This window comes from Undibacterium sp. Di24W (assembly GCF_049340325.1).
GTDB lineage: Bacteria > Pseudomonadota > Gammaproteobacteria > Burkholderiales > Burkholderiaceae_D > Undibacterium.
In genome coordinates this window covers 310,429-332,258 of record NZ_JBMPOP010000004.1, presented here as the reverse complement: position 1 = coordinate 332,258, position 21,830 = coordinate 310,429, and the positions used below count along the sequence as shown (strand labels likewise).

Below are 21,830 nucleotides of genomic sequence, written 5' to 3'. Positions count from 1 at the left end.
GCATAATTGCCGCAATGCGGCAAAGCCTGCTTTGCAGGAGTACAATGTCCATTCTTATTGTTTGAATCTGGTTTTATCATGTCTGCCCAAGTCTCAAGTATCGACCCACTCGACGGCCTCAATGTCGATCTGCATTGCCACTCTACAGTTTCTGATGGTGTATTAGCACCTGCCGCAGTGGCGCAGCGTGCACATGCGCAGGGTGTCGATGTTTGGGCCTTAACCGATCACGATGAAGTGGGTGGTATTGCCGCAGCAAGGGAAGCAGCGATTGATTTGGGTATGGATTATGTGACAGGTCTAGAAATTTCCGTCACTTGGGCGAATAAAACCATTCATATCGTCGGCCTCAATATCGATGAAACCAATCCTGATCTCTTGGCGGGTTTGGTTAAAACCCGCTCTGGACGTCAGCGCCGAGCCGAAGATATGGCGGCCGATTTGGCTCGAGTTGGCATTCCGAATTGCTATGCGGGTGCTTTGAAATATGTCGGCAATCCTGATCTGATTTCTCGTTCTCACTTTGCACGTTACTTAGTCGAAATCGGCGTATGTGAAGATGTATCATCAGTATTTAAGTCGTATTTGGCGGATGGTAAGCCGGGCTTTGTGCCGCATCGCTGGGCTACGTTGCCGGAAGCGATAGGGTGGATACGTGGTGCTGGCGGAGTTGCAGTTGTAGCGCATCCGGGGCGCTATGATTTGACGCCATTGGCTTTTGACGCCTTTTTCAATGAATTTAAAAATCTAGGTGGCAAAGCGATTGAAGTTGTCACTGGTAGTCATACGGTTGATCAATACGATGAATACGCTAAAATCGCTAATCGTTACGGTTTTATGGCTTCACGCGGTTCCGATTTTCATGCGCCAGACGAGAATTTGCCGGATTTAGGTCAATTGCCACCACTTGCGAAAGATTTGACGCCAGTTTGGCATGATTGGAAAAAGTAATCTTGTGTCGGTAGGTAGCACTTGAAATAACGCCAAGCACAACCATATTGCAACATGTATAGTCCACAATAGTTTGTTGATTAGGTTTTGGAGAATTGAATATGAAACGTATCGTCTTATTTTTAGCGACCAATATTGCTGTCATGTTAGTGATGACCGTCATTCTGTCGATGTTGGGTGTCAATAATTATTTGACGGGTAAAGGTTTGAATCTGGGTGCTTTGGCCGTGTTTTCCTTGGTGGTCGGTTTTACTGGTTCGATCTTTTCTTTGCTCATCAGTAAGCCGATGGCGAAATGGTCAACGGGCGCTCGCGTGATTGACAACCCATCTTCATCGACAGAATTCTGGTTGGTCAGCACGGTAAAAACTTTGTCAGAGCGCGCAGGTATCGCGATGCCGGAAGTTGCGGTGTACAACGGCGAGCCAAATGCTTTTGCGACAGGCGCATTTAAGAATTCCGCTTTGGTTGCGGTCTCGACCGGTTTATTGGAAAGCATGACCAAAGAAGAGGTCGAAGCAGTATTGGGACACGAAGTTGCGCACATCGCGAATGGCGATATGGTGACTATGACTTTGATTCAAGGTGTGGTGAATACCTTTGTCGTATTTTTGTCGCGTATTGCTGCTTATGCGGTCGATAGTTTCTTGTCGAAAAATGATGAAAATCATACGCCTGGCATTGGCTTTCATATTGCCTCATTTGTTTTTCAAATCTTGTTTGGTATAGGCGCCTCTTTAATCGTTGCTTGGTTTTCACGCCAGAGGGAATTCCGTGCCGATGCCGGCGCAGCGAAATTGTTGGGTAACCGTCAGCCTATGATCAATGCCTTAGCGCGTTTAGGCGGTATGGCCCCAGGCGAGTTACCACAATCCATGGCGGCTGTCGGTATCAGTGATAAACCAGGTTGGGCTGAATTGTTTTCCACCCATCCGCCAATGGCACAGCGTATCGCCGCGCTGCAGCAATTAAAATAATCAGAATAATCAACAAGATAATCAACGGAGGCTCAGCCTCCGTTGTCACATTCGCAGACTTTATTTATGAGCCAATTTTTTCAAATTCATCCCGATAATCCTCAGTTACGTTTGATTAAACAAGCGGCACAAATTATTGATCAGGGCGGCATAGTCGCTTTGCCGACGGACTCTTGTTATGCGCTGGTTTGTCATCTTGATGATAAAGATGCCGTAATGCGTTTGCGCCGAATTCGTGGTGTCGATGAGAAGCATCACTTAACTTTGTTATGCCGCGATTTATCCGAAATCGCGCAATATGCCAAAGTTGACAATCGCCAGTTCAGGATGTTGAAGGCGGCAACGCCGGGGGCTTATACCTTCATTTTGGAAGCGACCAAGGAAGTGCCGCGTCGACTAAGTCATCCTTCTCGTAAAACAATAGGTTTGCGCGTACCAGAAAACCCGATTACTCACGCTTTGTTAGAAGAGTTAAAGCAACCATTACTGGGGACGACTTTGATTCTGCCTGACGAAGATGAGCCATTGACCGACCCTGAATTAGTCCGTGCACGTTTAGAAAAGCAAATCGATTTGGTGATTGATGGTGGTGCTTGCAGCCTGATTCCAACTACTGTCATCGATATGACGCAGGAGACGCCGGAACTGATTCGTCAGGGACGTGGCGACGCTGCTTTGTTTGGTTTGTAAAACGTTAAAGCGATACTTTGCTGTAAAAAATAGAACTAAGGATGAATTAAATTCATGGATGCATTGATACAAACCATTGCGGTGTACGCGATTCCTGTCATTTTGGCGATTACATTGCATGAAGCTGCGCACGCCTATGCTGCGAAGTATTTCGGTGATATGACAGCTTACAGCCAAGGGCGCATGAGCTTAAATCCTATTGTGCACATCGATCTGTTTGGTACGATTATTATCCCTATCGTCTTGTATTTGGCGACTGACGGACAATTTTTGTTTGGCTATGCAAAACCAGTACCAGTTAATTTTGGTGCTTTACGTAAGCCTAAACGTGATATGGCTTGGGTAGCCTTAGCCGGGCCGGGCGCTAATTTCTTTATGGCTTTTTTGTGGATGATTTTGGCGGTGCTTTTGGTCGCGTTTAAAGTCGAACACGAGTTCTTCTACCGTATGGCGCAAGCAGGATTGTTGACCAACTTGGTCATGTTTGCATTTAATCTGTTCCCAATTCCGCCGCTGGACGGTGGGCGTATCTTGACTAGCTTGCTGCCACATCGGCAAGCCTTTCAGTTTTCTAAGATCGAACCCTATGGTTTTTTCATTGTCATGGCCTTGGTTTATTTTAAAATTTTGCAATTTTGGATGTACCCATTGATGAACATAGCCCAATACATTTTGCAGCTGGTGTTGACGCCAATCACTATGTTGTTAAATTGAGTATTTTTAGTGAATTCGTATGAGTAACGGCCATCCCTCATTATGGGTAAAGCGCTTTCTTAAAGACATTCCTAAATCAAAAGGACCCATACTCGATTTGGCCTGTGGTTCCGGTCGACACACCCATTTCTTGTTGGCGGCTGGCTATGAAGTATGGGCGGTAGATCGTGATGTCGATTCTTTGGCAGCGCTACAGCTGCAAGGTGTGACATGTTTCAGCTTAGATCTCGAGCAAGAAGGTTTTAAATGGCCGTTTGAAGCAGAGAAGTTTGCCGGCATTATTGTGACCAATTATTTGCATCGTCCGCTGATGGCTTCTATTTTGCAGTCTCTCGCCGATCAGGGCGTGTTGATTTATGAGACTTTTGCAAACGGAAATGAAAAATACGGGCGTCCGCGCAATCCCGATTTTTTGTTGCAAGAGAACGAACTACTTAAACATTTTGTCTGCACAAAAATGGAGGGTTGGCATCAGCAATGCCTTGCTTTTGAGCACACGTATGTCAACCAGATCACCGAGGCGATCGTTCAAAGAATTTGTATCCGGCGTTTACGTGAATAATTCATCGAGAATGGACTGTTTTTTTCATATTGATCGCTAGTTTTTATTTGATATTTCAACTTATTTTTCCACACGCCAATTTTGTGCTTAGTCTAGTTTCTGTCAGGACGCGTTTTGTATAGGATTCTTCTGGAATCCGTCTTCGATTCTCTCCCATAGCAGGTAACGATCCGCTACAATAATGGCTTTACTTTTCCCACGCGCTAAGATGACAACGATACAAGGAAGTTTGGTCGCGATTGTGACCCCTATGCATGCCGATGGCAGTCTCGATATTCCAACATTGCGCAAGTTGATAGACTGGCACATCGCAGAAGGTACTGACGGTATTGTGATTGTTGGCACTACTGGTGAGTCACCGACGGTTAGTGTCGAAGAACATTGTGAATTGATTCGTGTTGCGGTAGAGCATACGAATAAGCGCGTTCCCATCATTGCAGGTTCGGGTGGTAACTCTACAGTCGAAGCAATCGCTTTGACTAAGTTTGCCAAAGAAGCTGGCGCAGATGCTTCTTTGCAGGTAGTGCCGTACTACAATCGCCCGACCCAAGAAGGCATGTTTCAGCATTTTAAGAAAATTGCTGAATCAGTTGATATCCCTATTATTTTGTACAATGTACCAGGTCGAACCGTGGCCGATATGTCGAACGAGACTATTGTCCGCTTGGCGCAAGTGCCTGGCATTATCGGGATCAAAGAAGCCAGCGGTAACGTAGGCCGTGATTTGGAATTGTTGCGCTTGGTACCAGCATCGTTCGCGGTATATTCCGGCGATGATCCAACTGCGATGACTTTGATGTTTTGTGGTGGTAAAGGTAATATTTCGGTAACTGCCAACGTCGCACCGCGTGCTATGCATGAATTATGTGCTGCAGCGATGAAAGGCGAAATCGCCAAAGCAGTTGAGATTAACAATCGTTTGATTCCCCTACATGCTAAGTTATTTGTTGAGCCAAATCCTGTGCCAGTCAAATGGGCTCTGGCAGAAATGGGCTTGATGCCAGCTGGAATTCGTTTGCCTTTGGTTAGCCTTTCTAGCCAATATCATGATATTGTTCGTTCCGCTTTACGTGAAGCAGGTGTATTGCAATAAGTTTTTTTGGCGAGTGCGCATGGTTAGTCTATGGTTAGTGACTAGTACTCGTGCTTTCATGCATATTTAATTGATTACAATTTGTAGGGATTTTCACATGGCAAAAAGCGTTGTTGCTAATAAAAAGATGGTTCATGCTTTGGCATTGGCTGGTGTAATTGGCGCTGCTGGATTGAGTGCTGGCTGTAGTTTCGTGGGTAATATCTCCGATTCCAATCGTATTGATTACAGAAGCGCAAGCAAAGCAAAAACCACTTCCCTCGATGTACCTCCCGATTTGACCCAAATTCGTCGTGATAGTCGTTTTTCTATTCCTGACGCTGAGCAGGGGAGTGCGACCGCATCTTCTTATGCAGCAAAACGCGCTGGTGGGATTGTTGCGACGGCTAATGGTGCAGTCGCACTTGGTCAGTTAAAAGATATGCGTATTGAACGCAATGGAACTCAGCGCTATTTGGTCGTGAAATTTGCACCAGAAGTTTTATGGCCACAATTGAAGGACTTTTGGCAAGAACAAGGCTTTTTAATCAATGTCGAAAATGAAGCTACTGGTGTTATGGAAACCGACTGGGCCGAGAATCGCGGCAAAATCCCGCAAGACATTATTCGTTCTACCATCGGTAAGGTGTTTGATGGCCTATATTCGACAGGTGAACGCGACAAATTTCGTACCCGTGTGGAGCGTGCAGCGAATGGTGACGTTGAGGTTTACATCAGTCATCGCGGCGCGCAAGAAGTGTTGACAGGTCTACAAAAAGACAATACCGCATGGACATCGCGTGCTAATGATGCTGGGCTCGAAGCTGAATTCTTATCCCGTTTGATGCTGCGATTAGGATCGGACGAGGCTAAGGTAAAAACGGCAATTGCTGCAACAGCGCCCACCGCTACACAAACTGGTGCACCTCGCTCTAAGTTGTTGACATTGAACGAATTGAGTTATCTCGAGACAGATGAAGGATTTGATCGTTCATGGCGTCGCGTTGGTTTGGCTTTAGATCGTATTGGTTTCACGATTGAAGATAGGGATCGTTCGAAAGGTCTGTATTTCGTTCGCTATATCGATCAGGATATTGATGCTAAGACTAAAGGTGCTAGCCAAGGCTTCTTTGCACGCTTGTTCTCATGGGGCTCGAGTGATGGAGTGAAGGATGGTGAAAAATTCCGTATCTTGGTGCGTGATGCCGGTGAAGCCAGTCGTGTAACGGTACATGGTGAAGATGGTAAAGTTTCTTCTAGTCCTGTGGCCAATAAGATACTAAAAGTCTTGAATGAGCAGCTCAAATAAGATGTTCTGAAATTGATTTAAGTGTAAAAAGCGGACCGTATGGTCCGTTTTTTTTCGTGTTTTTCCATGGAGTCTTAGGGAATTTGCAAATTATCAATTTCTAAATGCAGAAGTTGGGGTGCGGAAAGAAAAGATACCAAAAATGAGGTACAAAAAAAGCCGGTCTATGACCGGCTTTTCTTAAAAGTAATAAAAATTACTTAGATGCTGCTGCAGAAGCTGCTGCTGGAGCTGCTTCAGCTGCTGGTGCAGATGCTGGAGCTGCTGTTGCAGATGCTGGAGCTGCTTCAACTGCTGGCGCAGATGCTGGAGCTGCTGTTGCAGATGCTGGAGCTGCTTCAACTGCTGGTGTAGAAGCTGCTGGAGCTTCTTCTTTCTTACCGCAAGCTACCAAAGCTACAGCCAACAAGGAAACGAGCAAAAGTGATTTTTTCATGTTTTTACTTTCAATAAATAGATCTAAAAAAACAACAAACTTGCGATGAATAATTACCGGTAATTATCGCTCAATAGGTTAGACCGTCGGCACAAAAATCAAAAAGATCTTGCAAACCCTTCGAAACTTTCCTAACCGCGAATTATAATGATTTTTCTGTCAATCGAATATACCTATAGGCCATTTTTTTAAAAAAAATGAACTATTCATACAATTTAAGCGACAATTTCGCGTTTTGCTGTTGTATGTGCATCAAACAAGGTTTTTTGCGCAAATAAAGTTCGCTATTTCATGTAGTAAAACAATCATTTCTTCGCCAACTCTAACCAACCATCTTCATACCAAATGCAGAATGCTTCTAACACGTCATCTGATGCACTGGCGATATCATCGGCACTAAGAGAACGTTGATTGGCTAACTTGGTCAAGGCAGGTTTATCGACCTTGCCCGCACTGAACGATTCCCCGTTGATAAATACATGTTTTCCTTGATATAACATCTGCGTTTTTAGTGACAGACTCACGCCATATTTGAGTGCCGCTTGGCTGAATTTTTTTGGACTCAAAGGTTTTTCTGGAGACTCAAAAAACACACTGGCTTTGGGCTCAGTCAAATACTCACCCAAGAAAATTGCCATATCTTCTTTGCTGAAAGTAATTTTAGCAAGTTCACCAGCCACTTTATCTAGCATTACCTCGCTCAGTTCTGCAGGCGCTTTGCTCATTTGTAAATCTGGATCTGCATAGCGACCAGGTAATTCAATCGTGTCTGCCATAAACTGCAGGAAACTCTCACCTAACTCTTGATATGACGGAGAACGGAAACCTATCGAATATGTCATGCATTCACCTAAGGCAACGCCGTCGTGCGCATAGTGCGGAGGCAGATACAGCATATCTCCGGGTTCAAGTATGAATTCTTGTTCAGACTTGAAGCTGCGCAAAATTTTCAAAGGCATACCTTCGATCAAGCTTAAATCTTTTTGCGCACTGATTTGCCAGCGACGTTGACCGTGAGCCTGTAATAAAAATACATCATAAGAATCAAAATGGGGGCCAACGCCTCCGCCTTCGCGTGCATAGCTGATCATTAAATCATCCAAGCGGGCATCCGGCGCAAAGCGGAATTGACGCAATAATTCATCGGCTTTGGCTTGGTGTAAATTCACTCCCTGAACCAGTAGCGTCCAATCTTTCTTTTCCTTGACGGGGATTTTATCTATAGGGCCATTTTTCATTTCCCAATGCTGATTGAAAAAGCAAATTAATCTTGATTCCACATCATCTTGTCCGGCCATCTCAAATAATTCTTCTGGACTGAATAAGGCTTTAAACCCCGGAATTGCCTGGCGTATGAGGAGTGGTTTTTTTTGCCAATATTCAGCAAAAAATTCTTCAGGAGAAATGCCTCCTAATAAGGTGAGAGCGGGAGATTTTTTCATAATGCAGCTTTGGGGTAGGGAAAACTAAAAAAGTTCAGGCAGGATAAATCATAGTCGCCTGCTTGACGAGGGTATAATGCTCTTTGCTGCACAAAAGAACTGAAATTTTTAAGGAAATAGTATGAAAATTGCCAAAAATACTGTGGTGACTGTCGAATACAGTTTGTCTGATACGCTCGGCAACTTGATCGAACAAGGACAAGAGCCGATGGTATATCTCCATGGTGGCTATGAGAACACATTGCCAAAGATAGAGGAAGCTTTGGATGGAAAAGAAGTCGGATTTGATGAAACGATACAGGTAGAGCCAGAAGATGCATTTGGTGAATATGATGCAGAGTTGGTAAAGATCGAAGAGCGCAAGCGCCTGCCATCACCGATTGAAGTTGGTATGCAATTTGAAGGTACGCCTGAAGAAAGTGAAGATGGCGAAAGCGTCATTTTCACGGTAACAGAAATCGCGGAAGATAAGGTCGTTTTGGACGGTAATCATCCTTTAGCTGGCATAGCGCTTCGATTTGCTTTGCATGTGATCGAAGTTCGCGAAGCAACAGAAGAAGAAATCGCGCACGGACACGTGCATGGCGCGCATGGTCACGATGACGACGAAGATGATGAAGACGGTGAATACCGTACTTATCCTTTACATTAAGTTTTGTACTAAGGTTTTGCGATATAGTCGCTAGGTAAATTCGCAAGCGAAATTCGAAAGCTTCTGTATCAAGATTGGGATCAGGAATCATCGATTTTAGGTACAGAAGCTTTTTTTGCTTTACAAAGCTGATCAGACTTCTTTGGCCAGCGCTTTTAGCTTGTACAGCGCATCTAAAGCCTCTCGAGGCGTCATTGCATCAGGATCTATATCGTCGAAGGCGGTAAGTAGCGCGGAGTCTTGTGGAGCCGACGATGTTTCTATCTCGGGTCCATCATTCGAGCTGCTGTGGTTATTCGAAAACAAATCAAATTGAGACGTGCTTTGTAAAGACTGCGCTTCCAAATCAGCCAAGTGTTTGCGTGCAGCACGAATCACAGGTTGAGGAATGCCAGCCAATTGAGCGACTTGCAAACCATAACTTTGTGAGGCAGGGCCAGCTTGTACCGCGTGTAAAAATACGATGTTTTCTTTGTGCTCGATAGCGGATAAATGAACGTTTTCAGCGCTCTGATGAATATCTGGTAATTGGGTCAACTCAAAATAATGGGTTGCGAACAACGTATAACTCTTTGATGTAATGATCAGATGACGGGCGATCGCCCAAGCTAACGCTAGGCCATCAAAGGTCGATGTACCTCGACCAACTTCATCCATTAGAACTAAGGAATTTTCTGTAGCACCATGTAAAATTGCTGCGGATTCTGTCATCTCGACCATGAAGGTGGAACGTCCACCAGCTAGGTCATCGGCAGCGCCGATACGTGTAAAAATGCGATCAATCGGACCGATAGTAGCTTGTGTGGCGGGCACATAGCTGCCGATATATGCAAGCAAAGTGATCAGAGCTGTTTGGCGCATAAAGGTAGATTTGCCACCCATATTTGGGCCTGTAATTAGGAGTAATTTACGCTCGGCAGAAAGTTGACAATCGTTGGCAATAAAGCGTTCGATTTGGTTTTCAACGACAGGATGGCGACCTTGCACGATATCTAAGGTTGGCTCGCCAACTAATTGCGGTGCGCACCAATTATTTTTCATGGCGTGATCTGCCAGACTTACCAAGGCATCTAATTGTGCAACTGCATGCGCGATGGTTTGTAAAGTTTGAATATGTGGCAATAAATCTTGCAGCAATTTTTCATACAAAACTTTTTCACGTACCAGAGCACGTTCTTGCGCTGACAAAGCTTTGTCTTCAAATGCTTTTAATTCGGGCGTGATATAGCGCTCGGCATTTTTTAAAGTCTGACGACGACGATAATTGTCCGGCACTTTATCAGCTTGGCCATTCGTGACTTCAATATAAAAACCATGTACCTTATTGTACTCGACTCTAAGATTAGTAATGCCAGTGCGTGCTCGTTCTGATGTTTCTAGGTCAATCAAAAATTGACCTGCATTTTCTGAGAGTGAACGTAATTCATCGAGCTCAGTATCAAAACCATTCGCGATCACGCCACCGTCTCGCACCATAGTCGCTGGTTGTGGCATCAGAGAACGTTCTAACAAATCTAGACATTCGCTAGGCGTCGCCAGATCAGTTAGTGATTGTGTCAATAGTTGAGGTTCATTATTTTTCAAACACATAGACACATATGTGCGAACCGTGCCTAGATGTTGAACACCGTCACGTAACGCAGCGAGATCGCGCGGACGCGCTGAGAGTAGTGCGATGCGGGTGGTAATGCGTTCTATGTCGGGAATTGAGGTTAAGGTATTTGACAGCCCCGTGCTTGCATCGGCTTGCAATAGAGCATCGATTGCTTGATGACGACTGCGAGCGATATGCTGTTCGCGTCGTGCATGATGTAACCAGTGGCGTAACAAACGAGAGCCCATCGCGGTGCGACAATGATCTAACAAAGAAAATAAAGTAGGAGATTCTTGACCGCGTAAAGTTTCTGTTAGTTCCAGATTACGCCGCGTAGCGGTATCGAGTCCGATAAACTCGTTTTCAGATTCCACACTCAGTGAATTGACGTGCTTCAAGCCACGTCCTTGTGTCGATTCTGCGTAGCGCAGTAGGGCACCAGCAGCGCCTAAAGCAGCACCAAAATTTTCAACGCCAAAACCAGTTAATGTGGACGTTGCGAGTTGGTCTTGTAAAGATTTTTGACCTTGCTTGAGATCGAAATGCCAATCAGGTACTTCTGAAAATTTTCCTGGTAGTTCGTGTCGAAATTCTTCCAACATTAAACCACCGGCGGATACTAAAACTTCAGCCGGTGATATCCTTTCAAATTCTTGCTGCAAGCGTGCTGGTAGTGATTTTTCATCAGTGCCAAATTCCATCAACTTTAATGCACCGCTTGCTAAAGACAACCAAGCTAAGCCGATATTGACAGTCTTGCGCTGACTAAATAGACACATTGCTAAAAGCGGGCGCTCTGCCTTTTCTGGCAATAAATCAGTATCGGTCAAGGTGCCCGGTGTAATTACACGCATTACTTTGCGTTCTACTGGACCTTTGCTAGTCGCTGGATCACCGATTTGCTCGCAAATTGCTGCAGATTCACCAATTTTCACCAGCTTGGCGAGGTAAGGTTCTATCGAATGAAAAGGAATGCCCGCCATTTTTATCGGCGCGCCATTCGAGGTGCCGCGTTGGGTTAAAGTGATTCCCAAAATACGCGAAACTTTTTCTGCATCTTCAAAAAACAATTCATAGAAGTCGCCCATACGATAAAACACTAGGGTATCGGGATAATCCGCTTTGATACCTAGATATTGCTTCATCATGGGGGTGTGAGTTTCGGTAGCAGCCATATTTTTATTGATATTTGTGAATTGAGTGCGGGAGAAAATGAATTCTTTTTGAGATTTCTCAGAGTGCGAAATCATAGCGCAAATAAATAGAGAGACCGTGCAATTGCGTTGATTTTTTTAGAAACTCTCTTGATTAATGAAAAACGGGCAATGCTTGCACATTTGCCCGTTCTTTCTTACGTTTTATTTATGCTAGGTGAAAAATTATGCGCCGCCGCGACCACCTGAACGACGCGGTGTGCTTTGCTTAAATGCTGGTTTCGCTCCAGCAGGTTTTGGTCCCGCACTGCGAGTAACATTGCTGCCCGCGGCCTTGGCTGCTCCTTGAGGTCGGCTGGGCGCTTTGCTGCGATTAACGCCACCGCCATTTCCGGTGTTGCGACCACGACCCTGCGCAGGATTGGGAAAACTACGCAGCTGTATCGGCTGTGCTTTTGCATGTGGGTCTGGAATAAAGCCGTCAATGATTTCTTGCGGGATTTGACGTTTGATGAATTTTTCAATATCCGCTAAGAGTTTGAATTCATCGACGCACACCAAAGATACGGCTTCGCCAGTGGCGCCTGCGCGACCAGTACGACCGATCCGGTGGACATAATCTTCGGCGACGTTTGGCAAGTCGTAATTGACCACGTGTGGCAACTGATCTATATCGATACCACGCGCCGCGATATCAGTGGCCACCAACACGGTTAAGCTGCCGTCTTTAAATTCTGCCAAAGCTTTAGTGCGTGCGGACTGACTCTTATTTCCGTGAATCGCCATTGCATTAATTTCGTCACGGATCAATTGTTCAACCAACTTATTTGCGCCATGTTTTGTGCGGGTGAAAACTAAAACTTGCGACCATTTGTGCGTTTTGATTAAGTATGCGAGCATCGCTTGTTTTTTGTCGCGATCGACCGGATGTACTTTTTGTGCAATCACTTCGACCGTCGAATTGCGGCGTGCAACTTCTATCATCGCTGGGTTATTCAGTAGTCTATCAGCGAGCGTTTTGATGTCGTCAGAGAAAGTGGCTGAGAATAATAAATTCTGGCGCTTTGCAGGAAGTATCGCTAATACTTTTTTGATGTCGTGGATAAAACCCATGTCGAGCATGCGGTCTGCTTCGTCCAAAACCAAAATTTCTATATGGCGCAGATCGATGGTGCCTTGCTGATGATGATCCAGTAAGCGACCTGGTGTCGCCACTAACACGTCCACACCAGTTTTCAGTAACTTGACTTGCGGATTGATGCCAACGCCGCCAAAGATAACGCCAGAATTAAGTGGCGTGTGTTTGCCATAAGTAGCGACGCTTTCTTCAACTTGTGCCGCCAATTCGCGTGTGGGTGTCAAGACCAAAACACGGATACTGCGGCGATCGGTTTTGTTCTTTGGCGCTGGTGCGCTGCGTAACAAGCGCTCTAAAATCGGTAGAGTGAAGCCAGCAGTTTTACCTGTGCCTGTTTGTGCGCCAGCGAGTAAATCACCGCCTTTGATGACCGCAGGAATTGCTTGCGCTTGTATTGGAGTAGGAGTGGTGTAGCCGTGTTCGCTGACTGCGCGAACGATGGACTCGGAAAGACCGAGATCTGAAAATGTGGTCATGCTAATTTCTATATGAAACAAACTTCCCGCAGGGAGCGGCAAAGGTTTGGGTACAACTTGTTATGACTATGCACATCACTTTCAGGTTGAATGTGATGTGCTTGTTCTTAATTATTTTGCGAAAGCTTGTAAGGCATTAACCATCTGCCCGAATACTTTTGGCGTGCCTGCAAGAACGTCACCTTTGTACAGGTAATCAGACTCTCCAGAGAAAGTGCCAACGATACCACCGGCTTCAGTTATAACCAAAGAGCCCGCGGCGATATCCCAAGGTGCTAAACCTTTTTCAAAGAAACCATCCAAACGACCCATGGCGACGTAAGCTAAATCCAGTGCAGCAGCGCCTGGGCGGCGTAAGCCTTGGCATTTTTGCGTCATGATTTTGTACATTTCCATGTATTCATCTAATCCACTCATGTCGCGACCAGAAAAGCCGGTGCCAATCAAGGCATCAGCGATTTTGTCGCATTTAGTGACTCGGATACGTTTGTCGTTCAAAAATGCACCACCACCTTTGGATGCCGTGAACATTTCATTGCGGCTAGGATCATAGATGACGGCTTGTGTGACTACGCCTTTTTGCTGCAGTGCGATGGAAACGCAGTATTGCGGAAAACCATGGATAAAATTGGTCGTGCCATCGAGCGGATCGATGATCCAAACGTTTTCATTATCGTCATGTAGATTTTTAGATGCGCCGGACTCTTCAGCGAGAATCGCATGATCAGGGTAAGCGGAAGTCAGCACCTCAATAATCGCTGCTTCAGCGGCGCGATCAACTTCAGTCACGAAGTCGTTGTATTGCTTTTCGCTGACTTGGACGCGGTCCACATCAAACGAAGCACGATTGATAATAGTCGCGGCACGACGAGCGGCTTTAATTGCCGTATTGAGCATTGGGTGCATAGAGTTTCCGTTAAAATGGCGGCAGCTCAGCCTTGAGTCTGAATTAGACCAAGGTCGTGAAGGTGTCGCACAAAGATGAATTAAAGAGCAGGGCGCGGTGGTTTCGCTGTCAATTATTGATTCATTGCAAAAACAACATAAACAATAAAAACTAACGCGCAATCGCGCTATTTTAAATGAACTTAGCTATTTCTGATACATCTGTTTTTAATCGCCTGCGAATTATCTTGGTCGATACTAGTCATCCCGGCAACATTGGTGCGGTAGCACGTGCAATGAAGACCATGGGCTTTTCTGACTTGAGGCTGGTTAATCCGCGTTTTGAGAATGCGCTGACAAATCCTGATGCCATTGCTTTTGCTAGTGGTGCACAAGATATCTTGGCGTCGGCTAAAGTAGTCGATAAGATTGAGGATGCCTTGGAGGATTGCCATTTTGTCGCGGCTGTGAGTGCTCGTTTGCGAGAATTTTCACCGCCCGTTATAGCGCCGCGTGAATTTGCCGATAAGCTAGTGAATGCGATGACGCAACCTGTAGCCTTAGTATTTGGCAGCGAACGATATGGTTTGCCAAACGAGATCGTGATGAACAGTAACGTATTGATTAATGTGCCTGCGAATCCAGATTACTCCTCATTAAATTTGGCACAAGCGGTGCAGATTCTGGCTTATGAATGCCGTATGAGCGCTTTGGCAAACTCTGCTTACTTAGTGCCCAAGTCTGAAGTTGGTTTTCAAGGCGAGTTGGCTTCAATTGAGCAAATTGAAGGCATGTACCAACATCTTGAGCAGGCACTTGTCAAAATTGAATTTCTGGATCCCCAGAAGCCTAAAAAACTCATGCCAAGATTGAAACGTTTGTTTTCTCGAGCTCAACTAGAAGTTGAAGAAGTGAATATAATTCGCGGAATTTCAAACAAAATTATTGATCGCAATTAGTTTTATTCTTTCTTGATTTGCGTTGCAAAATTAATTGGCGATAAATGAAACTAGTTGTTTACAAAAATAGTTTCTTTGCTTATTTAGAGACAATTAATGTATCTTTTGGTTAAAAAAAACTTGTTTATAAGAAAAAAATAAATGGTTTATCTTTGAAGGTGCAAATAAAACAAGTAGTATTGTAGGTACATGAACAATAATTTTAAGTGTCGATCAGACTTGTTGTTGGGTACCTCAAGTTAACTTGATGTTTTGGTGGTAATCGGTAGTTTAGTAGTTAAAAGAGGATAGATTATTCTAGTTCGCATGCATCATTTTTTTTATCGGTTTGTACTGGCATTGCTGATGTGGTCGGTGTTGGTGCTGCCCGCGTTCGGTCTCGGCTTAGGCGAGATTCGTGTGCGCTCGTCTTTAGGTCAAAATTTATTGGCGCACGCAGATATCATCGGAAGTGATACAGAAATTGTCAATGCGTCATGCTTGCGCGCACGTATTTTGACCATGGATGGTATATTTGTTGCGAGCGCCAATATCACCGTTTATCAAAATCAAAAGAAGCGTGCTTTGTCATTTACGACCAGACAGCATATCAATGAACCTGCAATAAATCTCGTTATCGATATTAATTGTGAAACTCAATTGCATCGTGAGTTTTCTATTCTTTTAGATCCGCCTGAACTCAATGCCAACGTGCTTAATGTGCAGCGCGACGAATCGCCTTTTGCGGCCGTTCCTACCGCAAGAGAAAATAGAGTTGCGGAAACCGCTGATGTTTTAGGCTCGAGCGAAAATAAACAAACAACGACCCAACAAAAGAAAAAACGTGAGAATCGTGGGTTCGAGCTTGCTGAAAATAAGAAACAGTCGAGTTATGTAGACAAGCCATTGGCTACTATTGAAAACAAGCGTAAAAAGCATAGTCCAGCAAAAGATGTGCTTAAGTTGTCTGATGAAGTCGTTATCCCAATGCAGCACGAAGGTTTGCGGATGAGTGATGTTTTGAGTACTGAATCAGGAAAGGCGCTGGTTCAGAACATGGAGGAGTTGCGCGTTGCACAGGCAAAAATGGCTGCGATTTTACGTGATGAGCAGGCACCAATAGAAAATAGTGCGACAAATAAAGATGCGGGTGAAATTGCAAGCTTGAGGTCTCAAGCGGAGCAACTCAAGAAACAAAATTTGTTAGATAAAGCAGCGCTAACCCAGTTGCAAAATAAGTCAGGGTTTGACTCTTGGTTGATCATCCTCGCAATCGTCGCGATTGTCGCGATATTCATTATTTTATTTTTGCTACTGTACATTCGTCGTAACTTGACTGGGAAATCTGCGACTTGGTGGGAGGATGAAACCTTAGAAAGCCAAGTTTCTCAACCAGAAAAAATCGAGGATGTTATTAAGAACTTGCATGCAAGCTATGACTCGAATCGCACAGGTAGTGATGAGCTTGGAGCAAGTGAAGAAAAACGAAATTCTGGTTCTGTAGCTGTTTTGCTGGATATAGATCCCTTTGAAGAATCTACTCGTCCAAAGCCAGCAAGCACAGAAAATGCGACTCTTCGGACACCAAGTTTGGAGGAGACGAATAGTAGTATTTTTAATTTTTTCACCCCTCGTGGTAGTTCTGTAAAAGTTGAAGAGATTTCCGATGTGACTCAAGAAGCAGAGTTCTGGATCTCAATGAATGACCCTCAACGTGCAATTGAAATTTTGTCCGCTCAGGAGAAAATTGAGCAACCTGATTCGCCAGTACCTTGGCTGTTCTTGTTAGATTTATATCGAACAGTGAAGGATAAAGTTAAATACGATCAGCTGCGTGACCGCTTTATCGTTTTCTTTAATGCAAATATCCCAGAATATGACACCGACTTGTCTCAGGTTGAAGTACGTCATTTGGAAGATTTTTCGCATTTGGTGCAGCGGATCTGTGATGGTTGGAATAGTCAGGAAATTATTCCTTACTTGGAAAGTTTGTTGATCGATGACCGTGAGGGTAAGCGGTCTGGTTTTGATCTGCCTGTGTATAGAGATATTCTTATGTTGCTGGGCATTGCACATGAATTGGATAGAATTACAGCGATTGAAGGGCCAGTAAAAAGTGCAATTGTGTCAACTTCTGTTTCTCAGGCTGCCAATTTGATCGCAGATCCTGTGGGAGAGGCGGATTTCGGCACTATAGAATTCGAAATGATTGACTTCCCTAAAATGGAAGGTGCAAAAAAACCAAGTTAGTAACTTTTGCTGATTCGCTGAAGCAACAACTCTTTTTCTAGTATCGATTTCAAGTTCTTTATTTCGAACAGTTTTTTTTATCGATATTTTGTCGGCTATTCTATATTTCTCACTAATAAATACCTGTTACGGCTTTAATGCAAAATGTGAATTGAATGTCAACAGTCTTTAGCGACTCGAATGAGTCGCTTTTTTTTTGCATCTCGCGTAGTGCAATAACAGGCTGGAGTCATCGCGCACATCAAGGTATAATCTTGCTTTCCGTTCCAACCCGCGATGTGTCTGGATTCTCTCGTGATAATGCTAACGCGAACTTCAGAAATCAGCCACCTTGCCTCAACTACATTCACGCCATGTTGATATTGCCAGGCTCTAACGCCCTGTCTGCCTTCCGAACTAAGAATTTATTGTCCCGCTTGCAAGCTGTTGATGCCAATGTTGTTGGCGTTACGGCGCGTTATGCGCATTTCGTTGATGCTACAGCACCATTGAGTGAAGTCGACGTCAATCGTCTACAAGCACTTTTAGTCTATGGCGATGCTTTCACTGGCACTGAAGAGGGCGACAGTTTTGTTGTGATCCCACGGTTCGGCACGATTTCGCCATGGGCATCAAAAGCAACTGACATCACACACAACTGCGGCATGCAGCAGGTCAAACGTTTAGAGCGTGGTGTGCAATATTTTGTGCAAGTTAAGTCTGGTTTGTTAGGTGGAGCAAAAAAACTCGCGCCTGATTCCAAGCAAGGTGTGATCGCTTTATTGCACGATCGTATGACTGAAATAGTTTTGGAAGATTTGAATGCTGCGAGCGGCCTTTTTACTGAACTGGAAGCCAAGCCTTTAGAACACGTTGATGTTATAGGTGGCGGCAAGGCGGCTTTGCTTGATGCCAACAGTGCGCTAGGTTTGGCTTTGTCTGATGATGAGGTCGATTATCTGGTGGATGCATTTACCAACGCAAAACGTAATCCGACTGATGTTGAATTGATGATGTTTGCGCAAGCCAATAGCGAACACTGCCGCCACAAGATTTTCAATGCGGACTGGACTATTGATGGTGAGAAGAAAGACATCTCACTTTTTGGTATGATTAAGAATACGCATTTGCTGCAACCTAAAGGCACTATCGTTGCCTATAGCGATAATTCTTCCATTATGGAAGGCGCAACCGTTACGCGTTTCTACCCTAATGGCGCGATGAATGGTAATGAATACCAAGCGTCAACGGAATTAACCCACACCTTGATGAAGGTGGAAACGCATAATCATCCAACCGCTATTTCACCATTTCCAGGCGCATCGACTGGCGCTGGGGGGGAGATTCGTGATGAAGGTGCGACTGGTCGTGGTGCGAAACCTAAGGCAGGTTTAACTGGCTTTACTGTTTCCAATTTGAATTTGCCTGGACATGTGCAGGCTTGGGAAAATGCTAGTGATGTCTTGAGCAATGGTGCGACAACACAACAATACGGCAAACCAGATCGCATCGCTTCGCCTTTGCAAATTATGATTGAAGGCCCTATCGGTGGTGCCGCTTTCAGTAATGAATTTGGGCGTCCTGTATTAGGCGGTTACTTCCGTACATACGAACAAAACGTTGGTGGTACTGTCCATGGTTACCACAAGCCCATCATGATTGCAGGTGGTATCGGCAGCATCAATGATAAGCACACCAAGAAATTTGATTTGCCGATTGGTAGTTTGTTGATACAACTTGGTGGACCCGGCATGCGCATCGGTATGGGTGGCAGTGCGGCATCTTCAATGGCGACAGGTACAAATACCGCGGATCTCGATTTTGATTCTGTCCAACGTGGCAATCCAGAAATGGAACGTCGCGCGCAAGAGGTGATTAACTCTTGCTGGCAATTAGGTGACAACAATCCTATTTTGTCGATTCATGACGTCGGAGCGGGCGGTTTGTCTAATGCATTCCCAGAAATTACAAACGACGCTAAGCGCGGCGCGATTTTTGATTTGCGTAAAGTGCCTTTGGAAGAAAGCGGAATGGCTCCTAAAGAAATTTGGAGTAATGAATCACAAGAGCGCTATGTATTGGCAATTGCACCGGAGAGCCTAGCTTTATTTCAGTATTTCTGTGAGCGCGAGCGTTGTTTGTTTGCGGTCGTCGGTACTGCAACCGAGGAGCGTCAACTAAAAGTTATTGATCCTCTCAATAACAATGCGCCAGTCGACATGCCGATGAACGTATTGCTCGGCAAGCCACCCAAAATGCATCGTGAAGTTGAGCATGTTAAACGTAACTTCCCAGCGATCGATTTGACCGGTATGGACTTGAAAGTAGTCGGCGAGCGCGTGTTGAGTTTACCAACAGTTGGCGATAAGTCATTCCTCGTTACGATTGGTGATCGCACTGTTGGTGCGATGTCAGTGCGCGATCAAATGGTCGGTCCATGGCAGGTGCCAGTTGCGGATTGCGCGGTGACTGCAATGAGCTTAGAGGGGCATTTGGGTGAAGCAATGTCTATGGGTGAGCGTACTCCCTTGGCTGTGATTAACGCGGCTGCATCCGGCCGTATGGCGGTGGGTGAATCAATCACAAACATTGCAGCGGCGCCGATTTCTAGCATCGAAAGCATCAAACTTTCTGCAAACTGGATGGCGGCCTGCGGTCAGCCTGGCCAAGATGCAGCCTTGTTTGATACTGTTAAGGCCATTGGTATGGAACTTTGCCCAGCTTTGGGCATCAGTATCCCGGTTGGTAAGGATTCTTTGTCCATGCGTACAACGTGGAAAGAAGAGGGGGCTGACAAGTCGGTGACCTCTCCAGTCTCTTTGATCATTTCGGCATTTGCGCCCGTTTATGATATTCGCAAATGTTTGACGCCGCAGATTAAACTGGATGCGGGCGATACTAGTTTGATCTTGATTGATCTTGGCCGTGGTAAGAATCGCTTGGGCGCATCGGCATTTGCGCAAGTCATGCAAAAGCTCGGTGATGAGACACCGGATGTCGATTGCGCAGATGATTTAAAGGCCTTCTTCGCAGCGATTCAGACCTTAAATCAAGATGGAAAAATCTTGTCTTATCATGATCGTTCTGATGGCGGCTTGTACGGCACTCTATGTGAAATGGCGTTTGCAGGACGTAGCGGCTTAGCAATTAACCTTGATATGTTGACGATGGAAAGTGAGCATGCAGCAGATCACGGTGACGCGAAAAATTGGGCGGGGCAGGTTGCTGAACGTCGCAATGAATTAACTTTGCGTGCCTTGTTCAATGAGGAGCTTGGTGCCGTCATTCAAGTGCGCACTGAACAACGTACCGAAGTGATGGACGTGATGCGCGCGCATAATCTCGGCGCATGCTGTCATGAAATCGGTAAGCCAAATAATAGCGGCATCATTTCTTTCATGCGTGACGCAAAAGAAATCTACAAAGAGTCTCGCAGTAATCTTCATCAAATTTGGAGTAAAACCAGCTGGCAAATCGCTCGTATGCGTGACAATCCAGACTGTGCGGATGCCGAATACGCCCGTTTGGCGGATGAGTCCGATTCAGGCATGCAACCGAAAATTACTTTCGATGCACAAGCTGATGTGGCAGCACCCTTCATAGCAACAGGCGTACGCCCTAAAGTCGCAATTTTGCGTGAGCAAGGTGTGAACTCCCATATCGAAACTGCGTATGTGATGCACAAGGCAGGCTTTACCGCCGTTGACGTTCACATGAGTGACCTGATCGCAGGTCGTGCGAAATTGGCAGACTATAAAGGTTTGATCGCTGTAGGTGGATTCTCTTATGGTGATGTTTTGGGTGCAGGTGAAGGCTGGGCGAAGACGATTTTGTTCAACGCTATGATGTCTGAGCAATTTTCAGAATTTTTCCATCGCGACGATACTTTTGGTATGGGTATCTGTAATGGTTGTCAGATGATGAGTAACTTGAAGTCCATTATTCCAGGTGCGACTGCATGGCCAAAATTCACCAAGAATAAGTCTGAACAATTCGAAGGCCGTTTCTCTATGGTTGAAATTTTGGAATCTAAATCAATTTTCTTCCAAGGTATGGCGGGTACGCAAACACCAATCGCAGTTGCACATGGTGAAGGATTTGCTGACTTTTCAACTACAGGTGATATCAATGCTGTGCAAGCGTCGATGCGCTTCGTTGATCATCATGGTCATGCGACAGAAGCTTATCCCTACAACCCGAACGGCTCGCCACGTGGTTTAACTTCGGTCACGAATGATGATGGTCGTTTCACTGTGATGATGCCTCATGCAGAACGTGTGTTCCGCAGCGTCTTGCACTCTTGGTCTCCAGAATCATTCGGTGAGGACTCTCCATGGATGCGTATGTTCAGAAATGCACGAGTTTGGGTGGAATGATTTTAAGAGAAGCGCAAGATTAAATTAGAAAAAGCAGTTTGCTGTAAAGCACACTGCTTTTTTTATGTCATGAGTCATTTACTGAATTTATGATTATAATCAAATTCATTAAAATATAATAATATTCAATTTGTTAGTTATTGCTATACAAGTACGTATGAGTTTCACGCTTGCATAGACTTTGCTGATGTAGGGGAATACCTAGTCTCTCGTCCGCAAAATAAGGAGAACCTAA

General features: G+C 45.1%; 16 protein-coding genes. 11 read left to right on the top strand and 5 right to left on the bottom strand.

Annotated features, from left to right (window positions below; translation table 11 throughout):
- Positions 1-78 precede the first annotated feature (78 nt).
- The 7 genes from ACO0KZ_RS10630 (at position 79) to bamC (ending at position 6,275) form a co-directional block, all read left to right on the top strand.
- Complete coding sequence (locus ACO0KZ_RS10630) at positions 79-951, top strand: 3',5'-nucleoside bisphosphate phosphatase (protein WP_422995133.1); 873 nt, start codon at positions 79-81, stop codon at positions 949-951.
- Positions 952-1,052: 101 nt separating this feature from the next.
- Entirely contained in the window at positions 1,053-1,928 is an 876-nt protein-coding gene (gene htpX / locus ACO0KZ_RS10625; RefSeq protein ID WP_422995132.1) for a protease HtpX, read from the top strand.
- A 66-nt stretch (positions 1,929-1,994) separates the two neighbouring features.
- Positions 1,995-2,618, top strand: coding sequence for an L-threonylcarbamoyladenylate synthase (locus ACO0KZ_RS10620; protein WP_422995131.1), 624 nt, complete (start codon positions 1,995-1,997; stop codon positions 2,616-2,618).
- A gap of 54 nt (positions 2,619-2,672) precedes the next feature.
- Entirely contained in the window at positions 2,673-3,332 is a 660-nt protein-coding gene (locus tag ACO0KZ_RS10615) for a site-2 protease family protein (protein ID WP_422995130.1), read from the top strand.
- A 19-nt stretch (positions 3,333-3,351) separates the two neighbouring features.
- Positions 3,352-3,894, top strand: coding sequence for a class I SAM-dependent methyltransferase (locus tag ACO0KZ_RS10610; RefSeq protein WP_422995129.1), 543 nt, complete (start codon positions 3,352-3,354; stop codon positions 3,892-3,894).
- Between the two features lie 181 nt (positions 3,895-4,075).
- Positions 4,076-4,987, top strand: coding sequence for a 4-hydroxy-tetrahydrodipicolinate synthase (dapA, locus tag ACO0KZ_RS10605; RefSeq protein WP_422995128.1), 912 nt, complete (start codon positions 4,076-4,078; stop codon positions 4,985-4,987).
- A gap of 97 nt (positions 4,988-5,084) precedes the next feature.
- On the top strand, positions 5,085-6,275 hold the full coding sequence (gene bamC / locus ACO0KZ_RS10600) for an outer membrane protein assembly factor BamC (RefSeq protein ID WP_422995127.1): 1,191 nt from the start codon (positions 5,085-5,087) through the stop codon (positions 6,273-6,275).
- A gap of 196 nt (positions 6,276-6,471) precedes the next feature.
- Here the strand turns inward: bamC and ACO0KZ_RS10595 are convergent, their stop codons facing one another.
- Entirely contained in the window at positions 6,472-6,711 is a 240-nt protein-coding gene (locus ACO0KZ_RS10595) for a hypothetical protein (protein WP_422995126.1), read from the bottom strand.
- Between the two features lie 305 nt (positions 6,712-7,016).
- Positions 7,017-8,153: a JmjC domain-containing protein gene (locus ACO0KZ_RS10590; RefSeq protein WP_422995125.1), complete on the bottom strand. Its 1,137-nt coding sequence runs from the start codon at positions 8,151-8,153 to the stop codon at positions 7,017-7,019.
- A 121-nt stretch (positions 8,154-8,274) separates the two neighbouring features.
- Between ACO0KZ_RS10590 and ACO0KZ_RS10585 the strand changes: the two genes are divergently transcribed.
- Positions 8,275-8,805, top strand: a complete 531-nt coding sequence (locus ACO0KZ_RS10585) for an FKBP-type peptidyl-prolyl cis-trans isomerase (protein ID WP_422995124.1) — start codon at positions 8,275-8,277, stop codon at positions 8,803-8,805.
- A 132-nt stretch (positions 8,806-8,937) separates the two neighbouring features.
- Here the strand turns inward: ACO0KZ_RS10585 and mutS are convergent, their stop codons facing one another.
- The 3 genes from mutS to ACO0KZ_RS10570 form a co-directional block, all read right to left on the bottom strand.
- On the bottom strand, positions 8,938-11,574 hold the full coding sequence (gene mutS / locus ACO0KZ_RS10580; protein WP_422995123.1) for a DNA mismatch repair protein MutS: 2,637 nt from the start codon (positions 11,572-11,574) through the stop codon (positions 8,938-8,940).
- Positions 11,575-11,778: 204 nt separating this feature from the next.
- Positions 11,779-13,167: a DEAD/DEAH box helicase gene (locus ACO0KZ_RS10575; RefSeq protein ID WP_422995122.1), complete on the bottom strand. Its 1,389-nt coding sequence runs from the start codon at positions 13,165-13,167 to the stop codon at positions 11,779-11,781.
- A 111-nt stretch (positions 13,168-13,278) separates the two neighbouring features.
- Positions 13,279-14,073, bottom strand: a complete 795-nt coding sequence (locus ACO0KZ_RS10570) for an inositol monophosphatase family protein (RefSeq protein ID WP_422995121.1) — start codon at positions 14,071-14,073, stop codon at positions 13,279-13,281.
- Positions 14,074-14,249: 176 nt separating this feature from the next.
- Here ACO0KZ_RS10570 and ACO0KZ_RS10565 point away from each other — a divergent pair, with 176 nt between their 5' ends.
- The 3 genes from ACO0KZ_RS10565 to purL all read left to right on the top strand — a co-directional run bounded on the left by ACO0KZ_RS10565 (position 14,250) and on the right by purL (position 21,595).
- Positions 14,250-15,011, top strand: a complete 762-nt coding sequence (locus tag ACO0KZ_RS10565; protein WP_422995120.1) for an RNA methyltransferase — start codon at positions 14,250-14,252, stop codon at positions 15,009-15,011.
- A 306-nt stretch (positions 15,012-15,317) separates the two neighbouring features.
- A complete protein-coding gene (locus ACO0KZ_RS10560; RefSeq protein ID WP_422995119.1) occupies positions 15,318-17,240 on the top strand; it encodes a type IV pilus assembly protein FimV in 1,923 nt (640 codons plus the stop codon).
- Positions 17,241-17,593: 353 nt separating this feature from the next.
- Positions 17,594-21,595 carry a phosphoribosylformylglycinamidine synthase gene (purL, locus tag ACO0KZ_RS10555; RefSeq protein ID WP_422995303.1) on the top strand — a complete coding sequence of 1,334 codons (4,002 nt, stop codon included), beginning with the start codon at positions 17,594-17,596 and terminating at the stop codon, positions 21,593-21,595.
- Positions 21,596-21,830: the final 235 nt, after the last annotated feature.

Coding starts and splice junctions, on each gene's coding strand:
- ACO0KZ_RS10630 (WP_422995133.1), top strand. CDS start 79: ATGTCTGCCCAAGTCTCAAGTATCGACCCACTCGACGGCCTCAATGTC.
- htpX (WP_422995132.1), top strand. CDS start 1,053: ATGAAACGTATCGTCTTATTTTTAGCGACCAATATTGCTGTCATGTTA.
- ACO0KZ_RS10620 (WP_422995131.1), top strand. CDS start 1,995: ATGAGCCAATTTTTTCAAATTCATCCCGATAATCCTCAGTTACGTTTG.
- ACO0KZ_RS10615 (WP_422995130.1), top strand. CDS start 2,673: ATGGATGCATTGATACAAACCATTGCGGTGTACGCGATTCCTGTCATT.
- ACO0KZ_RS10610 (WP_422995129.1), top strand. CDS start 3,352: ATGAGTAACGGCCATCCCTCATTATGGGTAAAGCGCTTTCTTAAAGAC.
- dapA (WP_422995128.1), top strand. CDS start 4,076: ATGGCTTTACTTTTCCCACGCGCTAAGATGACAACGATACAAGGAAGT.
- bamC (WP_422995127.1), top strand. CDS start 5,085: ATGGCAAAAAGCGTTGTTGCTAATAAAAAGATGGTTCATGCTTTGGCA.
- ACO0KZ_RS10595 (WP_422995126.1), bottom strand. CDS start 6,711: ATGAAAAAATCACTTTTGCTCGTTTCCTTGTTGGCTGTAGCTTTGGTA.
- ACO0KZ_RS10590 (WP_422995125.1), bottom strand. CDS start 8,153: ATGAAAAAATCTCCCGCTCTCACCTTATTAGGAGGCATTTCTCCTGAA.
- ACO0KZ_RS10585 (WP_422995124.1), top strand. CDS start 8,275: ATGAAAATTGCCAAAAATACTGTGGTGACTGTCGAATACAGTTTGTCT.
- mutS (WP_422995123.1), bottom strand. CDS start 11,574: ATGGCTGCTACCGAAACTCACACCCCCATGATGAAGCAATATCTAGGT.
- ACO0KZ_RS10575 (WP_422995122.1), bottom strand. CDS start 13,167: ATGACCACATTTTCAGATCTCGGTCTTTCCGAGTCCATCGTTCGCGCA.
- ACO0KZ_RS10570 (WP_422995121.1), bottom strand. CDS start 14,073: ATGCACCCAATGCTCAATACGGCAATTAAAGCCGCTCGTCGTGCCGCG.
- ACO0KZ_RS10565 (WP_422995120.1), top strand. CDS start 14,250: ATGAACTTAGCTATTTCTGATACATCTGTTTTTAATCGCCTGCGAATT.
- ACO0KZ_RS10560 (WP_422995119.1), top strand. CDS start 15,318: ATGCATCATTTTTTTTATCGGTTTGTACTGGCATTGCTGATGTGGTCG.
- purL (WP_422995303.1), top strand. CDS start 17,594: ATGTTGATATTGCCAGGCTCTAACGCCCTGTCTGCCTTCCGAACTAAG.